The following is an 18,437-nucleotide window of genomic DNA, read 5'->3' on the forward strand; positions in this document are numbered from 1 at the left end:
TTTCATTTCCAGTTATGCCCGATGATCGCACCAGCTACGCCGCCGATTGCTGCGCCCTTGCCGTCTCCGACCAACGCCCCGACACCAGCCCCGATGAGCGCACCTTCGATTGTCTGCTTTTTCTTCTTGTCATCAGCCACCCCTGCCGAGGCAAATGCCAACGACGCCACAGCAGCAAGCGCAACAGTTCTGAACCCGAGACCTAAAATCACCATGTCAAACCCTCCTTTGGCCCGAAACCGACCAAAGTCAGCCTAGCCCGCGGGACTGTGTCTGGCAACAAAAGGCGGGGTCAGAACTCCTCGACCGACATCACGCCTTCCAGCGATTTGATCGCGCCTTTAATTTGCGGATTGATGGGGAAGTTCTGGCCCAGATCCATCTCGACCTCGCCCGGCAATCCGGGCGCCATCAGCAGCAATTGGATAGGCCCGCGCGCGGCGTTTTTGGCCGCGCCAGCCGCGTCCTCTAGCACTTTGGCCACGGTAGGCAGGGCCTGTTCCTCGTCCACAAAGATGCGCAGGCCGGTCGCACCCGCCTCGGCCACTACCGTATCCACCGGGCCGACAGAGCGGCCAAGCAGTTTCAGCTGATCAGCTTCCATTGTGGCCTCGGCGGTTAATACAACTTGCGCGCCAGTTTCCAGATACTCGCGCGATTTCTCCAACGTTTCCGAGAACAGCGTGACCTCATACGCACCGCTGGGGTCCGAAAGCTGCGCAAAGGCAAACCGGTTGCCGCGCGCCGATTTCCGCTCCTGTCGACCGGCAACAACACCGGCCATCTTGGCGATGAACGGACCCGAACGTGCCTTTTCCGTCACCTCGTCCAGCGTCATGACCTGCTTGCGTTTCAGCGCAGGCATATAGTCGTCCAGCGGATGGCCCGAGAGGTAAAAGCCGATGGCCTTGAATTCCTCGCTCAGCCGTTCTGCGGGCAGCCAATCGGGCGTGGGCGACAGGCGCGGTTCGGGCAGGTCATCGCCCGCCTCACCAAACAGCGACACTTGGTTCGAATTCTTCTGTTCATGGATCGCCGCGGAATACTGCACCAGAGGATCAAGGCTTTCGAACACGCGGCGGCGGTTCTTGTCCAACTGATCGAACGCGCCCGCCCGCGCCATCATTTCCAGCGGGCGTTTGCCGACCTTTTTCAGATCAACCCGGCGGGCGAAATCGAACAGGTTCACAAAGGGCTTTTCCGCTCGACCATCGACCACCAAGTTCATCGCCTCAACGCCCACGTTTTTCAAGGCGCCCAGCGCATATACAAGCGCTCCGTTCACCACATCGAAGGTCGCTTGAGATCGGTTCACGCAAGGGGGCACATAGGGCAACTCAAGCCCTTTGCGGACCTCTTCGAAATAGACGGCCAGCTTGTCGGTCAGGTGGATATCGCAGTTCATGACACCGGCCATGAACTCGACCGGGTGGTTCGCTTTAAGCCAGCCGGTCTGATAGCTGACCACCGCATAAGCGGCGGCATGGGATTTGTTAAAGCCGTAGTTGGCGAATTTCTCCAGCAGGTCGAAAACCTCGCTGGCTTTCTTGGCATCCACGCCGTTTTCACCCGCGCCCTTTTCGAATTTGGGGCGTTCGGCATCCATCGCCTCTTTGATCTTCTTACCCATCGCGCGGCGCAGCAGGTCGGCACCACCAAGGGAGTACCCAGCCATGACCTGAGCGATCTGCATCACCTGTTCCTGGTAAACGATGATGCCCTGTGTTTCCTCAAGGATATGGTCGATCAGCGGATGCACGGATTCAATTTTCCGCAACCCGTTCTTGACCTCGCAATAGGTCGGTATGTTCTCCATCGGGCCGGGACGATACAGCGCCACAAGGGCGACAATATCCTCGATACAGGTCGGCTTCATGCGCTTTAGCGCATCCATCATGCCCGAGGATTCCACCTGGAACACCGCCACCGTCTTGGCGGCAGAATAGAGCTTATACGTCGCCTCGTCGTCCAGCGGGATGGCATTGATCTGGTTCTCGGCCCCATCGGCGGGTTCATAGAGTTCCGTGCCATCGGCCGCGATGTGCAAAGGACGCCCGGACTTGAAGATGATATCCATCGCGTTCTGAATCACGGTCAGCGTCTTCAGGCCCAGAAAGTCGAACTTAACCAGCCCGGCCTGTTCCACCCATTTCATGTTGAACTGGGTCGCAGGCATGTCGGATCGCGGATCCTGATACAGCGGCACCAGCGCGTCCAGAGGCCGGTCGCCAATCACCACCCCCGCCGCGTGGGTCGAAGCGTTACGCAACAGCCCCTCGACCTGTTGGCCATAGGTCAGAAGCCGGTCCACCACCTCTTCGTTCCGCGCCTCTTCGCGCAGGCGGGGTTCGTCTTTCAGAGCCTTTTCGATGGAAACAGGCTTTACGCCCTCGACAGGGATCATCTTGGACAGGCGGTCCACCTGCCCGTAGGGCATCTGCAGCACCCGCCCGATATCGCGCACAGCGGCCTTGGACAGCAGCGCACCAAAGGTGATGATCTGCCCCACCTTGTCGCGGCCATATTTCTGTTGAACATAGCGGATCACCTCTTCGCGGCGATCCATGCAGAAGTCGATATCGAAGTCGGGCATCGAGACCCGCTCGGGGTTCAGGAACCGCTCGAACAGCAGCGAATACCGCAACGGATCTAGGTCTGTGATCGTCAGCGCATAAGCCACCAGCGAGCCCGCACCCGAGCCCCTCCCCGGCCCGACCGGGATGTCGTGATCCTTGGCCCATTGGATAAAGTCCGCGACGATCAGGAAATAACCGGGAAAGCCCATGCCCTCGATGATGCCGAGTTCGAAATCCAGCCGTTCCTGATATTCCTCGGGCGTCACCGCATGCGGGATCACCGCCAGACGTTTCTGCAAGCCTTCATTGGCGATACGCCGCAGCTCGGCGACCTCATCATCGGCAAATTTCGGCAGGATCGGATCGCGGCGATAGGCCATAAAAGCGCAACGGCGCGCAATCTCGACCGTGTTCTCAATCGCCTCGGGCAGGTCGGCAAAAAGCGTCACCATTTCCTGCTGCGACTTGAAATAATGCTGCGCCGTCAGGCGGCGGCGGCCGTCCTGCTGATCGACATACGCGCCCTCGGCGATACAGATCAGCGCGTCGTGGGCCTCGTACATATCCGAGGTCGGGAAATAGACATCGTTGGTGGCGACCAGAGGCAGGTTCTTGGCATAGGCCATCTCGACATGGCCGCGCTCGGTCAGACGTTCGGCCTCGGGTTGCCCCCCCTCACCCGGATGGCGCTGCAATTCGATATACAGGCGATCCGGGAACATCCCGGCCAGCCGATCCACCAAAGCCTCAGCCGCTGGGCACTGGCCCTGTTGCAGCAACATCCCCACAGGCCCTTCCGGCCCACCGGTCAAGCAGATCAAGCCGTCCGAGCGATCCGCCAACTCCTCCAACGTGACCTGCGGTAACTGCCCGCCCTTGTCCACATAAAGGCAGGAACTCAGCTTCATCAGGTTCTCATACCCCACCTCAGACTGCGCCAGCAGCACCAGCGGCGCGGGGGCTTTGGGCTTTTCCCCCGGCTGCGCTTGCAGGTAAGTCAGATCGACCTGACAGCCCATGATCGGCTGCACGCCGGCCCCGCTGGCGGTCACGGAAAACTCCAACGCCGAGAACATCGAATTGGTGTCAGTAACGGCGATGGCGGGCATATCGGCCTTTTCACACAGGCCAGGCAGCTTTTTCAGCCGCACGGCCCCTTCCAGCAGGGAATATTCTGTGTGAACACGAAGGTGGATGAATCGAGGAGTGCTGCTCATGAAGCCCAAGCTATCCCAGCCAGGCGCGCGGCAAAAGCGGGAACCGCATAGATGGAATGCCTAAAAAATCAGCTTGGATTATTCGGCTTTTCCAGAAGGTGCTTCGGCAGCAGCAACGACCCAAGAAGCCAAAACACTTTAATTTCAAAGCACTGTGCGGTAGACACCAATTTCAATTTCATCGCCGCCCGGTGTAATGGTACATCCCACAGGCAGTTTTTCTTGCCAGATCGGGTGAGCTATTTCTAACATCTGACGGCAAGCTATTCGCCCGCCACTCTTTCTACGTCGCATCGAAGGAGGGCCGCAGGGGCGCAACCGGGTAAGGCGACGGGTTTCACGCATGAACATCACGTTTCTTCTGAACGGAGAGACAGTGGAGCTGTCGGATGTCGATCCGACCGCCACCCTGCTGGACTGGCTGCGCGAGGATCTCGGCCTGACCGGCACCAAGGAAGGCTGCAACGAGGGCGACTGCGGCGCTTGCACCGTGATGGTGACAGATGAGGGCGGTGCTAAGGCTTTGAACGCTTGCATCCTGTTCCTGCCCCAGTTGCACGGTAAGGCCGTGCGCACCGTCGAAGGCGCAAGCGGCCCCAATGGCGAGGCGCACCCTGTGCAGCAGGCGATGGTCGATCTGCACGGATCGCAATGCGGTTTCTGCACACCGGGCTTCGTCATGTCGATGGTCGCCAGCCACGCGAATGGCGCGACCGACCATGACACACAACTGGCCGGGAACCTGTGCCGCTGCACGGGCTATGCCCCGATCATCCGCGCCGCCACGGCTATCGAGGCAATGCCTGTACCAGTCTGGGTCAAGGACGCGCCCGTGGATGCCGCTGCCCAACCAATGCTGCCCACGTCATCGGACGAACTGGCCGCGATCTACGCAGACCACCCGGAGGCCACCTTGATTGCCGGAGCGACCGATGTGGGCCTCTTGGTCACCAAACAGCTGCGCGAATTGGATCCGGTGATTTTCCTGAACCGCTGCGACGACCTCAAGAACATCACTATCACCGAGGGTGAAATCCGCCTCGGGACCATGGTCGACATGAACCGGATGGGCGCGGCGCTGGCCGATCTCCACCCCTCCTACGCCGAAATGATCCGCCGCTATGCCAGCGTGCAGGTTCGCCACGCCGCCACCGTGGGCGGCAATATCGCCAACGGCTCCCCCATCGGAGACAACCCGCCCGCCCTGATCGCCCTTGGTGCAACTCTGCACCTGCGCAAGGGCGACACGCGCCGGTCGATCCCGCTCGAAGATTTTTTCATCGACTACGGCAAACAGGACCGCGCGCCCGGAGAATTTGTCGAGGCGGTCAGCTTCCTCCGCCAGCCAGATCGCCTGAAATGCTACAAGCTCAGCAAGCGGTTCGATCAGGATATCTCAGCCGTCTGCGGCTGCTTCAACATCACCGTCACGGACGGCACCGTTAGCCAGGCGCGCATTGCGTTTGGCGGCATGGCGGGCATTCCGAAGCGGGCCACCCATGTCGAGGCCGCATTGATCGGCAAACCCTGGACCGCTGCGACCATTCAGGCCGCGCTGCCCGCCTATGCTGACGATTACCAACCACTCACGGATATGCGCGCCTCGGCCACCTATCGTCTGGAAACCGCCAAGGCGATGCTGGAGCGGTATTTCCTCGAAGATCAGGGCGAAGTGACCGACGTACTGAAGGTGACGGCATGAGCGTGACCAAACCCCTCCCCCATGACGCAGCCCCGCTGCATGTCGCAGGCGTTGCGCGATACGTGGATGATATCCCAACGCCCAAAGGCACGCTGCATCTGGCCTTTGGCCTCAGCCCGATTGCCAAGGGCACAATCATCGCGATGGACCTGTCGGCGGTGAAAGCCGCCGAGGGTGTGGTGCAGGTGATGACGGCGGATGACCTGCCCTTTGCCAATGATGTCTCGCCCTCGATCCATGATGAGCCGCTGCTGTCGGACGGAACGGTCCATTATATCGGCCAGCCGGTGTTTCTGGTGGTGGCGACCAGCCATCTGGCCGCCCGCAAGGCTGCACGGCTGGGCAAGATTGACTATGCCGAAGACACACCGATCCTGACAATCGAAGAGGCGCTGGCCGCCGACAGCCGGTTCGAGGACGGCCCCCGCATCTATGCCAAGGGCGACGCGGACGCAGCCATTGCCAACGCGCGCCATGTGATTGAAGGCAGTTTCGAACTTGGCGGGCAGGAGCATTTCTATCTGGAGGGCCAAGCCGCTCTGGCCGTGCCGAATGAAGGCGCGGACATGCTGGTCCACAGTTCGACCCAGCACCCGACCGAGATTCAGCACAAGGTAGCTGATGCTTTGGGCGTTCCCATGCACGCCGTGCGGGTCGAAACCCGTCGGATGGGCGGAGGATTCGGCGGCAAGGAAAGTCAGGGCAACTCTCTGGCGGTGGCTTGCGCCATCGCCGCCCGCGCCACCGGCAAGGCCTGCAAGATGCGATATGACCGCGATGATGACATGATCATCACCGGCAAGCGTCACGCCTTCCGCATTGCCTACAAAGCTGGGTTTGATGAGAACGGCCATGTTCAGGGCGTCTCGTTCCATCACTACGTCATCTGCGGCTGGGCACAGGACCTGTCCCTGCCCGTCGCCGACCGCGCGATGCTGCACTCGGACAACGCCTATCTGCTGCCGAATGCCCGGATTGAAAGCCATCGTCTGAAGACCAACACCCAATCTGCGACCGCCTATCGCGGGTTCGGCGGGCCGCAGGGCATGGTCGGGATCGAACGTGTCATGGATCACGCCGCGCACGCGCTTGGGCTGGACCCGGTCGAGCTGCGTCGCCGCAACTACTATGAGCCTGCGCATAAAGTGGCCGATCAGCCGCTGCACGCGAAACCACTGGGTCATCCCGACCCGCACGAAGACCTGACCAGCCGAGGTGCTGTGGAAACCGGGAATGCCCCCGTTCGTCCCCTACCCGCAGGCGGCAACACCACGCCTTACGGTATGGAGGTCAGCGATTTCGAACTGCACGGCATGACCGAAGCGCTTCTGAAATCCAGCGACTATGCCGCTCGCAAGGCCGCCATCGCCGAGTGGAACGCCAAGAACGGCGTGATAAAGAAGGGTATCGCCTTCTCGCCGGTCAAATTCGGGATTTCCTTTACGCTGACCCACCTCAATCAGGCGGGCGCACTGGTGCATGTGTATCAGGATGGCTCGGTCCACCTGAACCATGGCGGGACCGAGATGGGACAGGGCCTGTTCCAAAAGGTCGCGCAAGTGGCCGCATCGCGGTTCGGCATTCCGCTGGAGATGGTCAAGATCACCGCCACCGACACGGCCAAAGTGCCGAATACCTCGGCCACGGCAGCGTCCTCGGGCAGCGATCTGAACGGGATGGCTGTGAAAGCCGCCTGTGACACGATCCGCGACCGGATGACGGACTATCTGGCCGAACGGCACCAGGCCGATCCCGCGACTGTGACCTTCACGGATGGGCATGTCTTAGTTGGCGAGGAACGCTATACCTTCGCCGAAGCCGCCGCTCTGGCCTATCAGGGCCGCATCAGCCTGTCGGCGACCGGCTTCTACAAAACGCCCAAGATCGAATGGGACCGGATCGCAGGCAGAGGGCGACCTTTCTTTTACTTTGCCTACGGCGCGTCTGTCACCGAGGTCGTGGTGGACACGCTGACCGGCGAAAACCGCATTCTTCGCACCGATATCCTGCATGATGCGGGGGCCTCGCTGAACCCCGCGCTGGATATCGGGCAGGTCGAAGGCGGTTATGTGCAAGGCGCAGGATGGCTGACGACCGAGGAACTGGTCTGGGACGGCAAGGGCAACCTGCGCACCCATGCGCCGTCGACCTATAAAATTCCCGCCTGTTCGGACCGGCCCGATATCTTCAACGTTTCGCTATGGGGCGGCGAGAACCGCGAGGACACGATCTATCGGTCCAAAGCGGTTGGTGAGCCGCCCTTCATGCTAGGTATTTCTGCGTGGTTGGCCCTGTCGAACGCAGTGGCGGCCAGCGGGGATGGCTACCCGGCCCTGAACGCGCCCGCCACGGCAGAGGAACTCTGGCGCGGTGTCCAGCGGATGAAAGGCGGCACCTGATGGGATTTGACCTTGAAGCTCTGCAGGAGGCGGTCAAGATTCACGGGCGCGTGACCCGCGTGGTCATCGCTGCCATCAAAGGCTCGTCCCCGCGCGAGGTCGGCGCCGCCATGCTGGTTTCGGCGGACGGTCAGTCCGGCACGATCGGTGGCGGTACGCTGGAGCATCAGGCGGCGCTCGCCGCACGGGCGCAGTCCGTCCCAATGCGACTGACCCACCATGCGCTTGGCCCCGATATGGGCCAATGCTGCGGGGGGGCGGTCTCGCTTTTGAGCGAGGTTTACGACCAACACGCGTTGGACGCGCTGGATGAGACAGTCATCGCACGTGCCCCGTCAGGCGGCGATATGCCACTTTCGGTCAAGCGCCTGCTGGCCGCAGCCCGCGCGCAGGGCGTCGCGCCCGAGCCGCAATTGATCGACGGCTGGATGGTCGAACCCGTTCACAAACCGACCCGGCAGCTATGGATTTGGGGCGCAGGCCATGTGGGGCGGGCGCTGGTTGAGGTGCTGTCGCCCCTGCCTGATCTTGCGATCACATGGGTCGATACCGGCCTTGAACGCTTTCCCACGCAGATCCCGACCAGTGTCACCCCGATTCCAACGCCCAAACCCGCCGCTCTGGTCCGGCACGCCCCAGCCGATGCCGAGCATCTTGTGCTTACTTATTCACATAATCTGGACCTGGAGCTGTGTAATCGCCTTTTGACGCATGGTTTTGGCTTTGCTGGCCTCATCGGCTCAGCTACGAAATGGGCGCGATTCCGGTCGCGGCTGACAACCCTTGGCCATTCCCCGGAACGGATCAGGCAGATCACCTGCCCGATTGGCGATCCTGGTCTGGGCAAACACCCGCAGATGATCGCCATTGGCGTCGCCGCGCAACTACTGCGCCCGGCTTGGCAGAACGAACTGAAGAAGGACCAGAGCGCGTGACCACTCCACTTTTAAGTCTGCAAGGGCTGACCAAGGCTTATCCCGGCGTCGTGGCCAATGATCAGGTGTCCTTTGATATCGGCGAAGGCGAAGTACACGCCCTGTTGGGCGAAAACGGCGCGGGCAAGTCCACGCTGGTCAAGATGATCTATGGGCTGGTGAAACCCGACAGCGGCACCATGCTGCTGCGCGGCCAGCCTTTTGCTCCGGCGGAACCCCGCGCGGCGCGGGCCGACGGGATTGCGATGGTGTTTCAGCATTTTTCTCTGTTTGACGCGTTGAACGTGGCCGAAAACATCGCGCTGGGGATGGAAAACCCGCCCAAGATGAGCGATCTGGCCACGCGTATCCGCGAAGTATCCGAAACCTATGGCTTACCGCTGGACCCGTATCGCACCGTCGGCGACCTGTCGGCAGGTGAACGCCAGCGGGTCGAGATCATCCGCTGTCTGCTGCAGGGCCCCAAGCTGCTGATCATGGATGAACCCACCAGCGTTTTGACCCCGCAAGAGGTCGAAATCCTGTTTGAAACGCTGAACAAATTGCGGGCCGAAGGCACCTCGATCCTTTATATCTCGCACAAGCTGGAAGAAATCCGTACGTTGTGTGACCACGCCACAATTCTGCGTCTGGGAAAGAATGTGGGCGAATGCGTTCCGGCCGAGACATCAGCGCGGGACATGGCCGAGATGATGGTCGGTTCAACCCTGCAAACGCCCGAACGGTCGGGGCGTGACTTCGGCGAAGTCGCGCTGGATGTCAGCGGGCTATCTGTGCCTTCGCCGTCCGAGTTCGGCACTGCGCTGCGCAACGTTCACATGACAGTCCGCAAGGGCGAGGTTCTGGGCATCGGCGGTGTCGCAGGCAACGGGCAAGATGAATTACTGGGCGTTCTGTCGGGCGAAATCACCACCGCAGCTGATGCTATTAAGTTCAACGGTCAGCCCATCGGCTTGCTGGGACCTACTACGCGTCGCAAACTGGGCGTTCTAACCGCGCCCGAGGAACGTCTGGGTCATGCGGCAGCACCGGACATGAGCCTCACGGAAAATGCCTTACTGACTGGATCGGTTCGGGAAGGTCTAGAAAACAATGGCTTCCTGAAATGGGCCGAGACCAAAAGTTTCGCTGAAAAGATCATCAGCGCCTTCGACGTGCGCACGCCAGGCCCGGAAAACGCCGCGCGCTCGTTGTCCGGCGGCAATCTGCAGAAATTCGTGATTGGGCGCGAAGTGCTACAAAACCCGGATGTGCTAGTGGTGAATCAACCGACTTGGGGCGTGGACGCGGCAGCTGCGGCGTCGATCCGGCAGGCTATTCTGGATTTAGCAGCCAAGGGCACGGCGGTTGTCTGTATCAGTCAGGATTTGGATGAACTGATGGAGATTTCCGACAGTTTCGCCGCCCTCAACGAAGGTCGCCTCAGCGCGCCTCGACCAACTACGGGCCTTACCGTGGATGAGATTGGCCTAATGATGGGCGGCGCGCATGGCATGGAGGTCGCCCATGTCTAAGCTATTACAGAAAAAGACGAAAACGGGGGTATGAGCGGATGATTGTGTTGGAGAAACGGCCACAGCCGTCCAAGGCGTGGTCTTATGCCACCCCTTTGGTCGCGGTGTTGGCGACAATGGTATTCGGCGGGCTGCTGTTCGCCATTCTGGGGAAGAACCCGGTCGAGGCCATCGGCACCATTTTCTGGGAACCCCTGTTCGGTGAGTTTGCATTCTATTACCGCCCGCAGCTGCTGGTGAAAGGGGCGCCTTTGGTGCTGATCGCCATTGGTCTGTCGCTGGGTTTCCGTGCCGGCATATGGAATATCGGGGCCGAGGGGCAGTATATCATGGGCGCCATATTTGGGGCCGGTGCGGGTCTGGCCTTTTACCCTCTGGACGCGTTTTACATTTTTCCGATCATGGTAATCGCGGGGGCATTCGGTGGCTGGCTCTGGGCGATGATCCCGGCCTTTCTGAAGGTTCGCTTTGGCACCAACGAAATCCTTGTCTCGCTGATGCTGGTCTACGTCGCCGAGCAGATGCTGGCCTCGGTGTCGCTTGGCTTGTTGAAAAACCCCGAGGGGTTTGGCTTTCCCGGATCGCGTAATCTGCAATCCTATGACAGTGCGCATAATGCCGAGTTGATCGCGGGATCTGGGATGCACTGGGGCGTCGTGACAGCCCTCATCGCAGTGATCTTTTCCTATGTCCTTCTGAACCGGCACATGCTGGGCTTTCACATCCGTTTGACCGGTGAAGCTCCGCGCGCTGCGAAGTTTGCCGGTGTGAACCCGGCCCGTCTGATCCTGTTTTGTCTGGGCCTGTCCGGCGCTCTGGCCGGTCTGGCGGGGATGTTCGAAGTCTCAGGCCCTTCGGGCGTGGTCAGCATCGACTTTAACGTAGGCTACGGTTTCACTGCGATCATTGTGGCCTTTCTAGGCCGGCTGCACCCGGTGGGTATCCTGCTGGCCGGCGGCTTGATGGCGCTGACCTATATCGGCGGTGAAATCGCGCAATCCCAACTGGGCCTGCCCGCCGCTGCAATTCAGGTGTTCCAGGGGATGCTTCTGTTCTTCCTGCTGGCTTTCGATCTTCTGACAAACTACCGCATCCGTGCGGCACGTAGCGAGGTGGCGTAATGGACCTTGGTGAAATTAACCCCGTCCTTCTGGTCGCCTCTTTGATGGTGGCCGCAACCCCCCTGCTGCTGGCCGCGATCGGAGAGCTGGTTGTTGAAAAAGCAGGTGTTTTGAACCTTGGCGTCGAGGGCATGATGATCGTCGGCGCGATCAGTGGCTTTGCGATCTCGGTCGAGACCGGGTCACCTTGGCTGGGCTTTATCGCGGCAGCCATTGGCGGCGCGGTTCTGTCTTTATTGTTTGTGGTGCTGACACAGGTGGCCTTGGCCAACCAGGTCGCCAGCGGTCTTGCCCTGACCCTGTTCGGACTCGGCTTTAGCGCTCTGATGGGGCAAAGCTATGTAGGCGTCAAACCCCCGAGCATGGGAGATATCCATATCCCGGTGATCAGCGATATTCCGGTGATCGGTCCTATCCTGTTCCAGCACGACCCTATCCTTTATGTTGGCATCGCTTTGACTGCAGCGGTTTGGGCTACGCTAAAGTACACTCGTGTCGGTCTGATCCTGCGCGCGGTCGGGGAAAACCACGATGCCGCGCACGCGCTTGGCTACAAAGTCATCAAGATCCGCGTCATGGCGATCCTGTTCGGCGGAGCTTGTGCGGGCCTGGGCGGAGCCTACATCAGCCTGATCCGTGTGCCCCAATGGACCGAGGGCATGACTGCCGGGGTTGGCTGGATCGCCCTTGCACTGGTGGTGTTCGCCAGTTGGAAGCCGTGGCGTGCGTTGCTGGGTGCCTATTTGTTCGGCGGTATCACCGTTTTGCAGCTCAATTTGCAGGCGGCGGGCGTTGCTATTCCGGTCGAGTATCTGGCAATGTCGCCCTACATCATCACGATCCTTGTGCTTGTGATCCTTTCGGCCGACAAGAGCAGCGCACCTGCCTCACTGGGCCGGACCTTCCATGCCTCGCACTAGACGGGGCCAACTGAACCAACTTGGGGAGTACCACATGAAATTCACTACACTTTTGGCAAGCGCCGCCATGGCGCTCGGGCTGGCTTCGGGCGCAATGGCCGACGAAAAGACAAAGGTCGGCTTCGTTTACGTTGGCCCAGTCGGCGATGGCGGCTGGACATACGAACACAACAAAGGTCGTCTGGCCGTTGAAGAAGAGTTTGGAGACAAGGTTGAAACCGTGTTTGTCGAGTCCGTCCCAGAAGGCCCCGACGCCGAGCGCGTAATGACGCAGATGGCGCTGGAAGGCGCAGACCTGATCTTTACCACCTCGTTTGGTTACATGGACCCGACCATCAACGTTGCCAAGAAATTCCCGAACGTGAAGTTCGAGCACGCGACCGGCTATAAAACCGCCGAAAACGTCTCGGTCTATTCGGCGCGTTTCTACGAAGGCCGCGCGGTTCAGGGTCACATAGCGGGTAAGATGACTAAGTCGAATATCATCGGTTATATTGGATCCTACCCGATCCCTGAAGTGATCCGGGGCATCAACTCGGCCTATCTGCACGCCAAAGCCGTAAACCCGGATGTCGAGTTCAAGATCATCTGGGCCTACACCTGGTTTGACCCGGCAAAAGAGGCTGACGCGGCCACCGTTCTGATCGAACAGGGCGCGGACGTGATCCTGCAGCACACTGACTCGACCGCACCGCAGGCCGCCGCACAAGAAGCGGGCAACGTGGTCACCTTCGGCCAGGCATCTGACATGAGCGAATACGCCCCCTTCCCGCGCGTCTCGTCAATCATTGATGACTGGGCACCTTACTACATCGCACGGACCAAGGCCGTGATGGACGGCACATGGGAAAGCGCGAACACCTGGGACGGTATCCGCGAAGGCATGGTCGCTATCGGCGAGATTTCCGACGCGGTACCTGCTGATGTCAAGGAAGAGGCGCTGGCTTTGAAAGCCGCAATGGCTGCAGGTGAATACCACCCCTTCACCGGCCCGATCAAAAAGCAGGACGGCAGCGACTGGCTGGCGGACGGCGAAACAGCCGACGACGGTACCCTGGCTGGCATGAACTTCTACGTTGAAGGGCTGGAAGGCGAAATTCCGCAGTAAACCAGTATCTCAGCGAATACTTGTAAGGCCCGCAGAATTTGCGGGCCTTTTTTCTTGGTCTGCTTTTGACGTGTACCTCGGCCTTGAGGGCGGCAACCATCAACCGAGTTGCACGCCTTCTTCAGCAAAAATTCAGGGTTGTATTAGTCCTATAATACCACTTCGCGTTCTCTGCCCGGTACAAAGCCGCAGGAGGTGCGCAGATGGCAAAACTTGCACACAGCATGATCCGGGTTATCGATGAAGACCGGGCCGTGACGTTTTATAAGACAGCTTTTGATTTGAAGGTTAAGGATCGGCTCGACTTTGAAAGCTTTACCCTGATCTACATGATTTCGGAAGGTTCCGATTTCGAGCTAGAACTGACCATAAACAAAGATCGTAGTGAACCTTATGATCTGGGTAATGGATACGGTCACATCGCCTTTGTCGTCGATGACCTGGACGCCATGCATGGTCACATCCGTGATCTAGGAGCCCATCCCAAAGACATCGTGGATTTCGGTCCCGGAGGAACGCGCGTAGCGCGGTTTTTCTTTGTGTCGGACCCCGCCGGTTATCAAATCGAAGTGATCGAAAAAGGTGGTCGCTTTATCTAAACGCGTCAAAAAAACTCGGAGGAAAACATGCTTTATCAACTGAATTTCAACGTTGAATACGATGCTACGATGGCCCAGCAAGGTCTGCTGGGAGTCTGGGCAGAAGAGGCCGAAGCCGCCTTGGGCGCGAAGTCGGCGGGCGTCGTCAAAGACTTGTGGAAGGTTGTCGGTGAACGCAAAGTGACGGCGATCGTCGATGTCGAGGATCCAGATACTTTGGACAGGATTCTGTTCGATCTGCCCATCATGCAGAAAATGGGTCATCATGTTAAGGTCGAGGTGAAGTCATTGCGTCGATACGAAGACTTCGCGGCCGACGTCAAAGAGCGGCTGGGACGCTGAAGCGAAGGGGAACCCAATGTGCCAGTTGTTTATCGATGCCGATCCGGCGCTTTGGGCTTCTCACACCCGTTCATTCCGAATGGAAGGTATGGTCACCAGCGTGCGCCTGGAAGAGCTCTTCTGGCGTACGCTTGAAACCGTCAGCGAGAGGGATGAGCTTACCGTGCCCCAACTGTTGCACAGGCTATACAATGAAAGCCTGGATGCAGGGCATGATGTAGGTAATTTTACGTCATTCTTGCGGGTCTGTTGTTTGCGATATCTTGATTTGCAACTACGCGGCCTGATCCCGCTTGAAGCACACGTCAACCTGTCTTTGCTTCCAGCCCAAGATATTCTGTCACTTGAACAAAAGGCCCGCGCCGAGAACGCCCCAAAACTATGATGTTTTGGGGCGTCTCTGTAACTATGCAGCCATTTTGTCGTTAATGCCCGCTCAGAACCAGCGTGTTCACAGGCATCAGGATCAACCGCAAGCGCAGACCCGCTGCGTGAACCACACCGATCGTATCGACCACGTGCAAGAACGCTGCATGCCAGAAGCCCAGATCTTCATGCTCCAGCCTCTCGTGATTGCTGGTGTAGACATTCGCCAAACAGTTGCTGCCCGGAGGGATGTCGTCAGCCATGCCTTTGTAGAGCGGTTCCATGTAAACAAGGATCGAGCCAGGGTAGGTGTTGGCCTGCACGTCACGCAATTCGTCGGACGGGCGCAGTTGCCCGGATGGGATCACGTCCTGAACCTGCACCACGACCATTGGGATGACGGTAAAGGGCTTGGTCATACAACCCAACTCGCCAATCATGCCGGGCTTGATGACTTGTGCAGACATCTGGTTGAACGCGGCCTGAAACCGATCATGCCCCGAATGCGACGGCACCAGAATGCCCGCAGGGCGCAACAAGGGGCTTACGAAATCGCCGACCTGCAGGCCGAATTGCTCGATCCGACCTGTCACACCTGCGGCAACAACGGTCTTGTCCAGCTCGGTCAGGGCCGCGTCCAGTTGCGCGTTCGCACTGGCAAGCTGTGCCGGGATCAGCTCTTCGATCTGTTGAACAACAGCGGCTCGTTTCGCCTCTGCAGCCACAAGTTTGGCTTCGCGTTCAGCCACGATGTTTTCCAGCCGGTCAATTTCGGCCAGACGCACGGCACTGGACCCTTCGTCGCGCAGAGTCGTGTTACGCTCAAGGTCCTCAAACGCCTGATCCAGCGAGGCCTTGGCACCCGCAATTCCGGCAGTCGCTTCGGCCAGATCGGTCTCGGCCACTTTCAAAGAGGCCTGAACCTGTGCGATCTGCGCATGGGCGGCCTCGACCATTGCCGTTTGGGTAAAATCTTCCATTCGGAAAATGGGCTGCCCAGCAACAACCAGCTGGTTGTTGGTCACATAAACCTCGGCGACGCGTCCACCCAATTGCGGCAGGATTGTCACCGTACGAAAGTAAGACGCTGCTGTCTTGCTGGCAGGGTGAAAATAGAACAGCGTAGTGATCACGGTGAGCGCCAGAATGGCGCAGGTGGTCAGACCCCAGCGCAACTCATACCACATGGTGAACAGGGTAATCTCGTGCCCGATCCGTTTGCCTTGGACAAAGCGACGGAACAAATAATCCGGTAGCACCGTGACCAGTGCACACATCAGCGTTTCAAGCATATCTTATTGCTCCTGATGTTCGGGCGACGGGGGCGCGGTTGGATCCTGACGCTGCGGCCCCAAAGATCGGATCGCATCGGCAATCGCACGCAATGGCGCACCTATGTCGGGAAATTGAAAACCGGCGACCAAGATGGCGGCAATCCAGAACAAGCCGTTATGAGTAAACAAGGCCAGCAGGGCAAGAATACCAACCAGTTGAAACTGTGGATGATTGGATTCGTGTGCGATTTTTTCCGGAATCGAATGCAGCGTGAAATACCCCACACCGATCAAGATGATCACACCGACCGTAAACACGAACATGAACGTCAAAAGATAATCACTGCCATCCGCCTGGACCACGTAGTGCGGAATATGTCCCGTGGCCATTGGGTGTAAATCTGCGGCTGTCACCCTGCCCTCCTATAATTGTATATGACGTGTTTGGATGGGTTGATGCCCAAATTCAAGCCTGCTTAGTATGCGCTGCGCGGCTTGCCCCGTCTGTGCGGTTTTTTTCAAGGATTCAAGCGGCATGATAGATTTCCTCATCATCGGTGGAGGGATAGCTGGTCTCAGCACCGGGGCGCGCCTGTCTGCTTTCGGTAAAGTTGCCGTGCTCGAGGCCGAAGACGCCCTTGGGTACCACGCCTCTGGCCGCTCGGCCGCCTTGTTCGAGGAAAGCTATGGCCCTCCATCGGTCGTTGCTTTGAACCGGGCCAGCGCCGGGTTTCTGCACGAAGGTGGGTATCTTACTCCACGCGGTCTTATGTTGGTTGCCAACGCATCGCAGCAAGAGGCCTTTGACCGCGATGTCAGCGATCTTTCAATGCAAGTTATCTCCAACTCGGACGCAGTTTCGCGTGTGCCTATCCTGAACCCAGAGGTCCTGAGCCACGCGGCGATCAGCGACGCCGCATTCGACATCGACACCGACCGTTTGATGCAGGATTTTGCCCGAACCATTCGCCGCAATGACGGAGAGGTTCTGACAAAAAACCGTGTCACGTCCCTGAAAAAAAACAAGAACTGGGTGGTTGACGGTCAACATCGTTACGAAGCGCGCCTTGTCATCAATGCCGCCGGACCCTGGGTCGACGAGGTCGCTGCTTTGGCTGGGATTGCGCCGGTTGGTATCACTCCTAAGCGACGATCGATGGCACGCATTCCAGCTCCGGGTGGCTACGATGTTCGAGATTGGCCCATGATGCTGGGTGCAGGCGAAGGGTGGTATGCCAAACCAGACGCAGGCAGTCTGATCGTCTCTCCGTCCGAGGCGACCCCTGTGCCGCCACATGACGCCTATGCGGACGACATGATCCTTGCCGAAGGGCTGGCCCGGTACGAAGAAATGATGACTGAACCCGTTACCCGGCTTGAGGCCAACTGGGCTGGGCTACGCAGCTTTGCCCCGGACGGCACATTGGTTCTGGGGCCGGAACCGTCCGAGCCGACATTTATCTGGTCTGCCGGTCAGGGCGGGTATGGGTTCCAGACATCGCCCGCCGCGTCTAAGCTGGTTGCAGATTTGGTAACTGGCGCGACCTCTGACTTAGACGCAGACAGTGTAAACGCCCTAAAGCCCTGCAGGTTCCGATAATGAGCAAACGCACCCTTCCCGCAAACGCCAGTGTTGCAACGCAGGCCGAGGGCGCCCGAATGATCGCCCCGGCGGCCACCCGCAACACCGAAGCCTTATCAGACCTACTTGCGGAATGGGCTCCGACCGCTGGCCAAGCGCTGGAGCTTGCCAGTGGCACAGGGCAGCACGTCAGCGCATTCGCCCGAAAACTGCCCGGTTTGGTGTGGCAACCGACTGAAATTGAGCCAGAGCGGCGCTCTAGCATCGACACGTATGCTGCCGAGCATGCCAATATTGCCAACTCTGTGGAATTGGATGCAACGGCAGCGGGGTGGCATGAAGAGTATGGTGAACGCGACCTGATTGTCCTGATCAACTTGACGCATCTGATCAGCTGGCAGGAAACTCAAACCATTCTGACTGAGGCTGCAAAGGCCCTGAATCCACGCGGACGCTTTATCCTTTACGGGCCTTTCATGCGATCAGGGCAACTGACCAGTGATGGTGACCAACGGTTCCATGACGCGTTGGTGCAACAAGATACGGAAATCGGGTACAAGAACGATCAAGACATTATCGGGTGTATGCTGGAACAGGGCCTCACCCTTGTGAAAACCATTGAGATGCCTGCAAACAATTTGGCGTTTGTAGTGGAAAAGCCTGGCCTCTGATCGAAACCCAAACCTGTTGCCGGTGTGTCTGCTACCCCGTTAGGCTGGGTTATCCTATCACACGAGCCTACAGCTTCTGCAGTAATTCACGGCTTTCTCTGACCGAAAACG

Annotated in this window: 16 protein-coding genes; 12 read left to right on the forward strand and 4 right to left on the reverse strand. The window is 58.9% G+C overall.

The genetic code is table 11. From position 1 onward, the window contains the following. Window positions 1–2 precede the first annotated feature (2 nt). Window positions 3–215 (reverse strand): YMGG-like glycine zipper-containing protein, encoded by a 213-nt coding sequence (locus AC2TAD_RS12135; protein ID WP_170352272.1) that lies wholly within the window; start codon window positions 213–215, stop codon window positions 3–5. A 77-nt stretch (window positions 216–292) separates the two neighbouring features. Then, on the reverse strand, window positions 293–3,793 hold the full coding sequence (dnaE, locus tag AC2TAD_RS12140) for a DNA polymerase III subunit alpha (RefSeq protein WP_480867917.1): 3,501 nt from the start codon (window positions 3,791–3,793) through the stop codon (window positions 293–295). Between the two features lie 343 nt (window positions 3,794–4,136). Between dnaE and xdhA the strand changes: the two genes are divergently transcribed. The 10 genes from xdhA (at window position 4,137) to AC2TAD_RS12190 (ending at window position 14,818) form a co-directional block, all read left to right on the forward strand. Further along, window positions 4,137–5,495, forward strand: a complete 1,359-nt coding sequence (gene xdhA, locus AC2TAD_RS12145; RefSeq protein ID WP_480867919.1) for a xanthine dehydrogenase small subunit — start codon at window positions 4,137–4,139, stop codon at window positions 5,493–5,495. After that, entirely contained in the window at window positions 5,492–7,894 is a 2,403-nt protein-coding gene (gene xdhB / locus AC2TAD_RS12150; RefSeq protein ID WP_480867922.1) for a xanthine dehydrogenase molybdopterin binding subunit, read from the forward strand. Before xdhA ends, xdhB begins: the two co-directional genes overlap by 4 nt. Next, window positions 7,894–8,829, forward strand: coding sequence for a xanthine dehydrogenase accessory protein XdhC (gene xdhC / locus AC2TAD_RS12155; protein WP_480867924.1), 936 nt, complete (start codon window positions 7,894–7,896; stop codon window positions 8,827–8,829). The genes xdhB and xdhC overlap by 1 nt, the downstream gene beginning before the upstream one ends. Then, window positions 8,826–10,343, forward strand: a complete 1,518-nt coding sequence (locus AC2TAD_RS12160) for an ABC transporter ATP-binding protein (protein WP_480867925.1) — start codon at window positions 8,826–8,828, stop codon at window positions 10,341–10,343. Before xdhC ends, AC2TAD_RS12160 begins: the two co-directional genes overlap by 4 nt. Before the next feature lie 38 nt (window positions 10,344–10,381). Then, complete coding sequence (locus AC2TAD_RS12165) at window positions 10,382–11,464, forward strand: ABC transporter permease (protein WP_170753505.1); 1,083 nt, start codon at window positions 10,382–10,384, stop codon at window positions 11,462–11,464. Then, a complete protein-coding gene (locus tag AC2TAD_RS12170) occupies window positions 11,464–12,384 on the forward strand; it encodes an ABC transporter permease (RefSeq protein WP_170352265.1) in 921 nt (306 codons plus the stop codon). Before AC2TAD_RS12165 ends, AC2TAD_RS12170 begins: the two co-directional genes overlap by 1 nt. Before the next feature lie 34 nt (window positions 12,385–12,418). Beyond that, window positions 12,419–13,492, forward strand: a complete 1,074-nt coding sequence (locus AC2TAD_RS12175; protein WP_170352264.1) for a BMP family ABC transporter substrate-binding protein — start codon at window positions 12,419–12,421, stop codon at window positions 13,490–13,492. Window positions 13,493–13,695: 203 nt separating this feature from the next. Beyond that, complete coding sequence (locus tag AC2TAD_RS12180; protein WP_480867928.1) at window positions 13,696–14,091, forward strand: VOC family protein; 396 nt, start codon at window positions 13,696–13,698, stop codon at window positions 14,089–14,091. Between the two features lie 27 nt (window positions 14,092–14,118). Further along, complete coding sequence (locus AC2TAD_RS12185; RefSeq protein WP_170352262.1) at window positions 14,119–14,433, forward strand: muconolactone Delta-isomerase family protein; 315 nt, start codon at window positions 14,119–14,121, stop codon at window positions 14,431–14,433. 16 nt (window positions 14,434–14,449) lie between these two features. Beyond that, complete coding sequence (locus tag AC2TAD_RS12190) at window positions 14,450–14,818, forward strand: ribbon-helix-helix domain-containing protein (protein WP_170352261.1); 369 nt, start codon at window positions 14,450–14,452, stop codon at window positions 14,816–14,818. Window positions 14,819–14,858: 40 nt separating this feature from the next. On the opposite strand, the gene AC2TAD_RS12195 is transcribed toward AC2TAD_RS12190, so the two are convergent. Both AC2TAD_RS12195 and AC2TAD_RS12200 read right to left on the reverse strand, forming a co-directional pair. After that, on the reverse strand, window positions 14,859–16,091 hold the full coding sequence (locus AC2TAD_RS12195; protein WP_480867930.1) for an HlyD family secretion protein: 1,233 nt from the start codon (window positions 16,089–16,091) through the stop codon (window positions 14,859–14,861). Between the two features lie 3 nt (window positions 16,092–16,094). Next, a complete protein-coding gene (locus tag AC2TAD_RS12200; protein ID WP_331251788.1) occupies window positions 16,095–16,487 on the reverse strand; it encodes a hypothetical protein in 393 nt (130 codons plus the stop codon). A 121-nt stretch (window positions 16,488–16,608) separates the two neighbouring features. Here AC2TAD_RS12200 and AC2TAD_RS12205 point away from each other — a divergent pair, with 121 nt between their 5' ends. Next, complete coding sequence (locus tag AC2TAD_RS12205; protein WP_480867932.1) at window positions 16,609–17,673, forward strand: NAD(P)/FAD-dependent oxidoreductase; 1,065 nt, start codon at window positions 16,609–16,611, stop codon at window positions 17,671–17,673. Further along, entirely contained in the window at window positions 17,673–18,326 is a 654-nt protein-coding gene (locus AC2TAD_RS12210; protein WP_170352258.1) for a DUF938 domain-containing protein, read from the forward strand. The genes AC2TAD_RS12205 and AC2TAD_RS12210 overlap by 1 nt, the downstream gene beginning before the upstream one ends. The last annotated feature ends 111 nt before the right edge of the window (window positions 18,327–18,437 follow it).

This window comes from Ruegeria sp. HKCCD7628 (genome assembly GCF_057221005.1).

What these genes read in the sequence shown, in the direction of transcription:
- AC2TAD_RS12185 (WP_170352262.1), top strand. Translation starts at nt 14,119, where the DNA reads ATGCTTTATCAACTGAATTTCAACGTTGAATACGATGCTACGATGGCC.
- AC2TAD_RS12175 (WP_170352264.1), top strand. Translation starts at nt 12,419, where the DNA reads ATGAAATTCACTACACTTTTGGCAAGCGCCGCCATGGCGCTCGGGCTG.
- AC2TAD_RS12210 (WP_170352258.1), top strand. Translation starts at nt 17,673, where the DNA reads ATGAGCAAACGCACCCTTCCCGCAAACGCCAGTGTTGCAACGCAGGCC.
- AC2TAD_RS12205 (WP_480867932.1), top strand. Translation starts at nt 16,609, where the DNA reads ATGATAGATTTCCTCATCATCGGTGGAGGGATAGCTGGTCTCAGCACC.
- AC2TAD_RS12135 (WP_170352272.1), bottom strand. Translation starts at nt 215, where the DNA reads ATGGTGATTTTAGGTCTCGGGTTCAGAACTGTTGCGCTTGCTGCTGTG.
- dnaE (WP_480867917.1), bottom strand. Translation starts at nt 3,793, where the DNA reads ATGAGCAGCACTCCTCGATTCATCCACCTTCGTGTTCACACAGAATAT.
- xdhC (WP_480867924.1), top strand. Translation starts at nt 7,894, where the DNA reads ATGGGATTTGACCTTGAAGCTCTGCAGGAGGCGGTCAAGATTCACGGG.
- AC2TAD_RS12195 (WP_480867930.1), bottom strand. Translation starts at nt 16,091, where the DNA reads ATGCTTGAAACGCTGATGTGTGCACTGGTCACGGTGCTACCGGATTAT.
- AC2TAD_RS12180 (WP_480867928.1), top strand. Translation starts at nt 13,696, where the DNA reads ATGGCAAAACTTGCACACAGCATGATCCGGGTTATCGATGAAGACCGG.
- AC2TAD_RS12165 (WP_170753505.1), top strand. Translation starts at nt 10,382, where the DNA reads ATGATTGTGTTGGAGAAACGGCCACAGCCGTCCAAGGCGTGGTCTTAT.
- AC2TAD_RS12190 (WP_170352261.1), top strand. Translation starts at nt 14,450, where the DNA reads ATGTGCCAGTTGTTTATCGATGCCGATCCGGCGCTTTGGGCTTCTCAC.
- AC2TAD_RS12170 (WP_170352265.1), top strand. Translation starts at nt 11,464, where the DNA reads ATGGACCTTGGTGAAATTAACCCCGTCCTTCTGGTCGCCTCTTTGATG.
- xdhA (WP_480867919.1), top strand. Translation starts at nt 4,137, where the DNA reads ATGAACATCACGTTTCTTCTGAACGGAGAGACAGTGGAGCTGTCGGAT.
- xdhB (WP_480867922.1), top strand. Translation starts at nt 5,492, where the DNA reads ATGAGCGTGACCAAACCCCTCCCCCATGACGCAGCCCCGCTGCATGTC.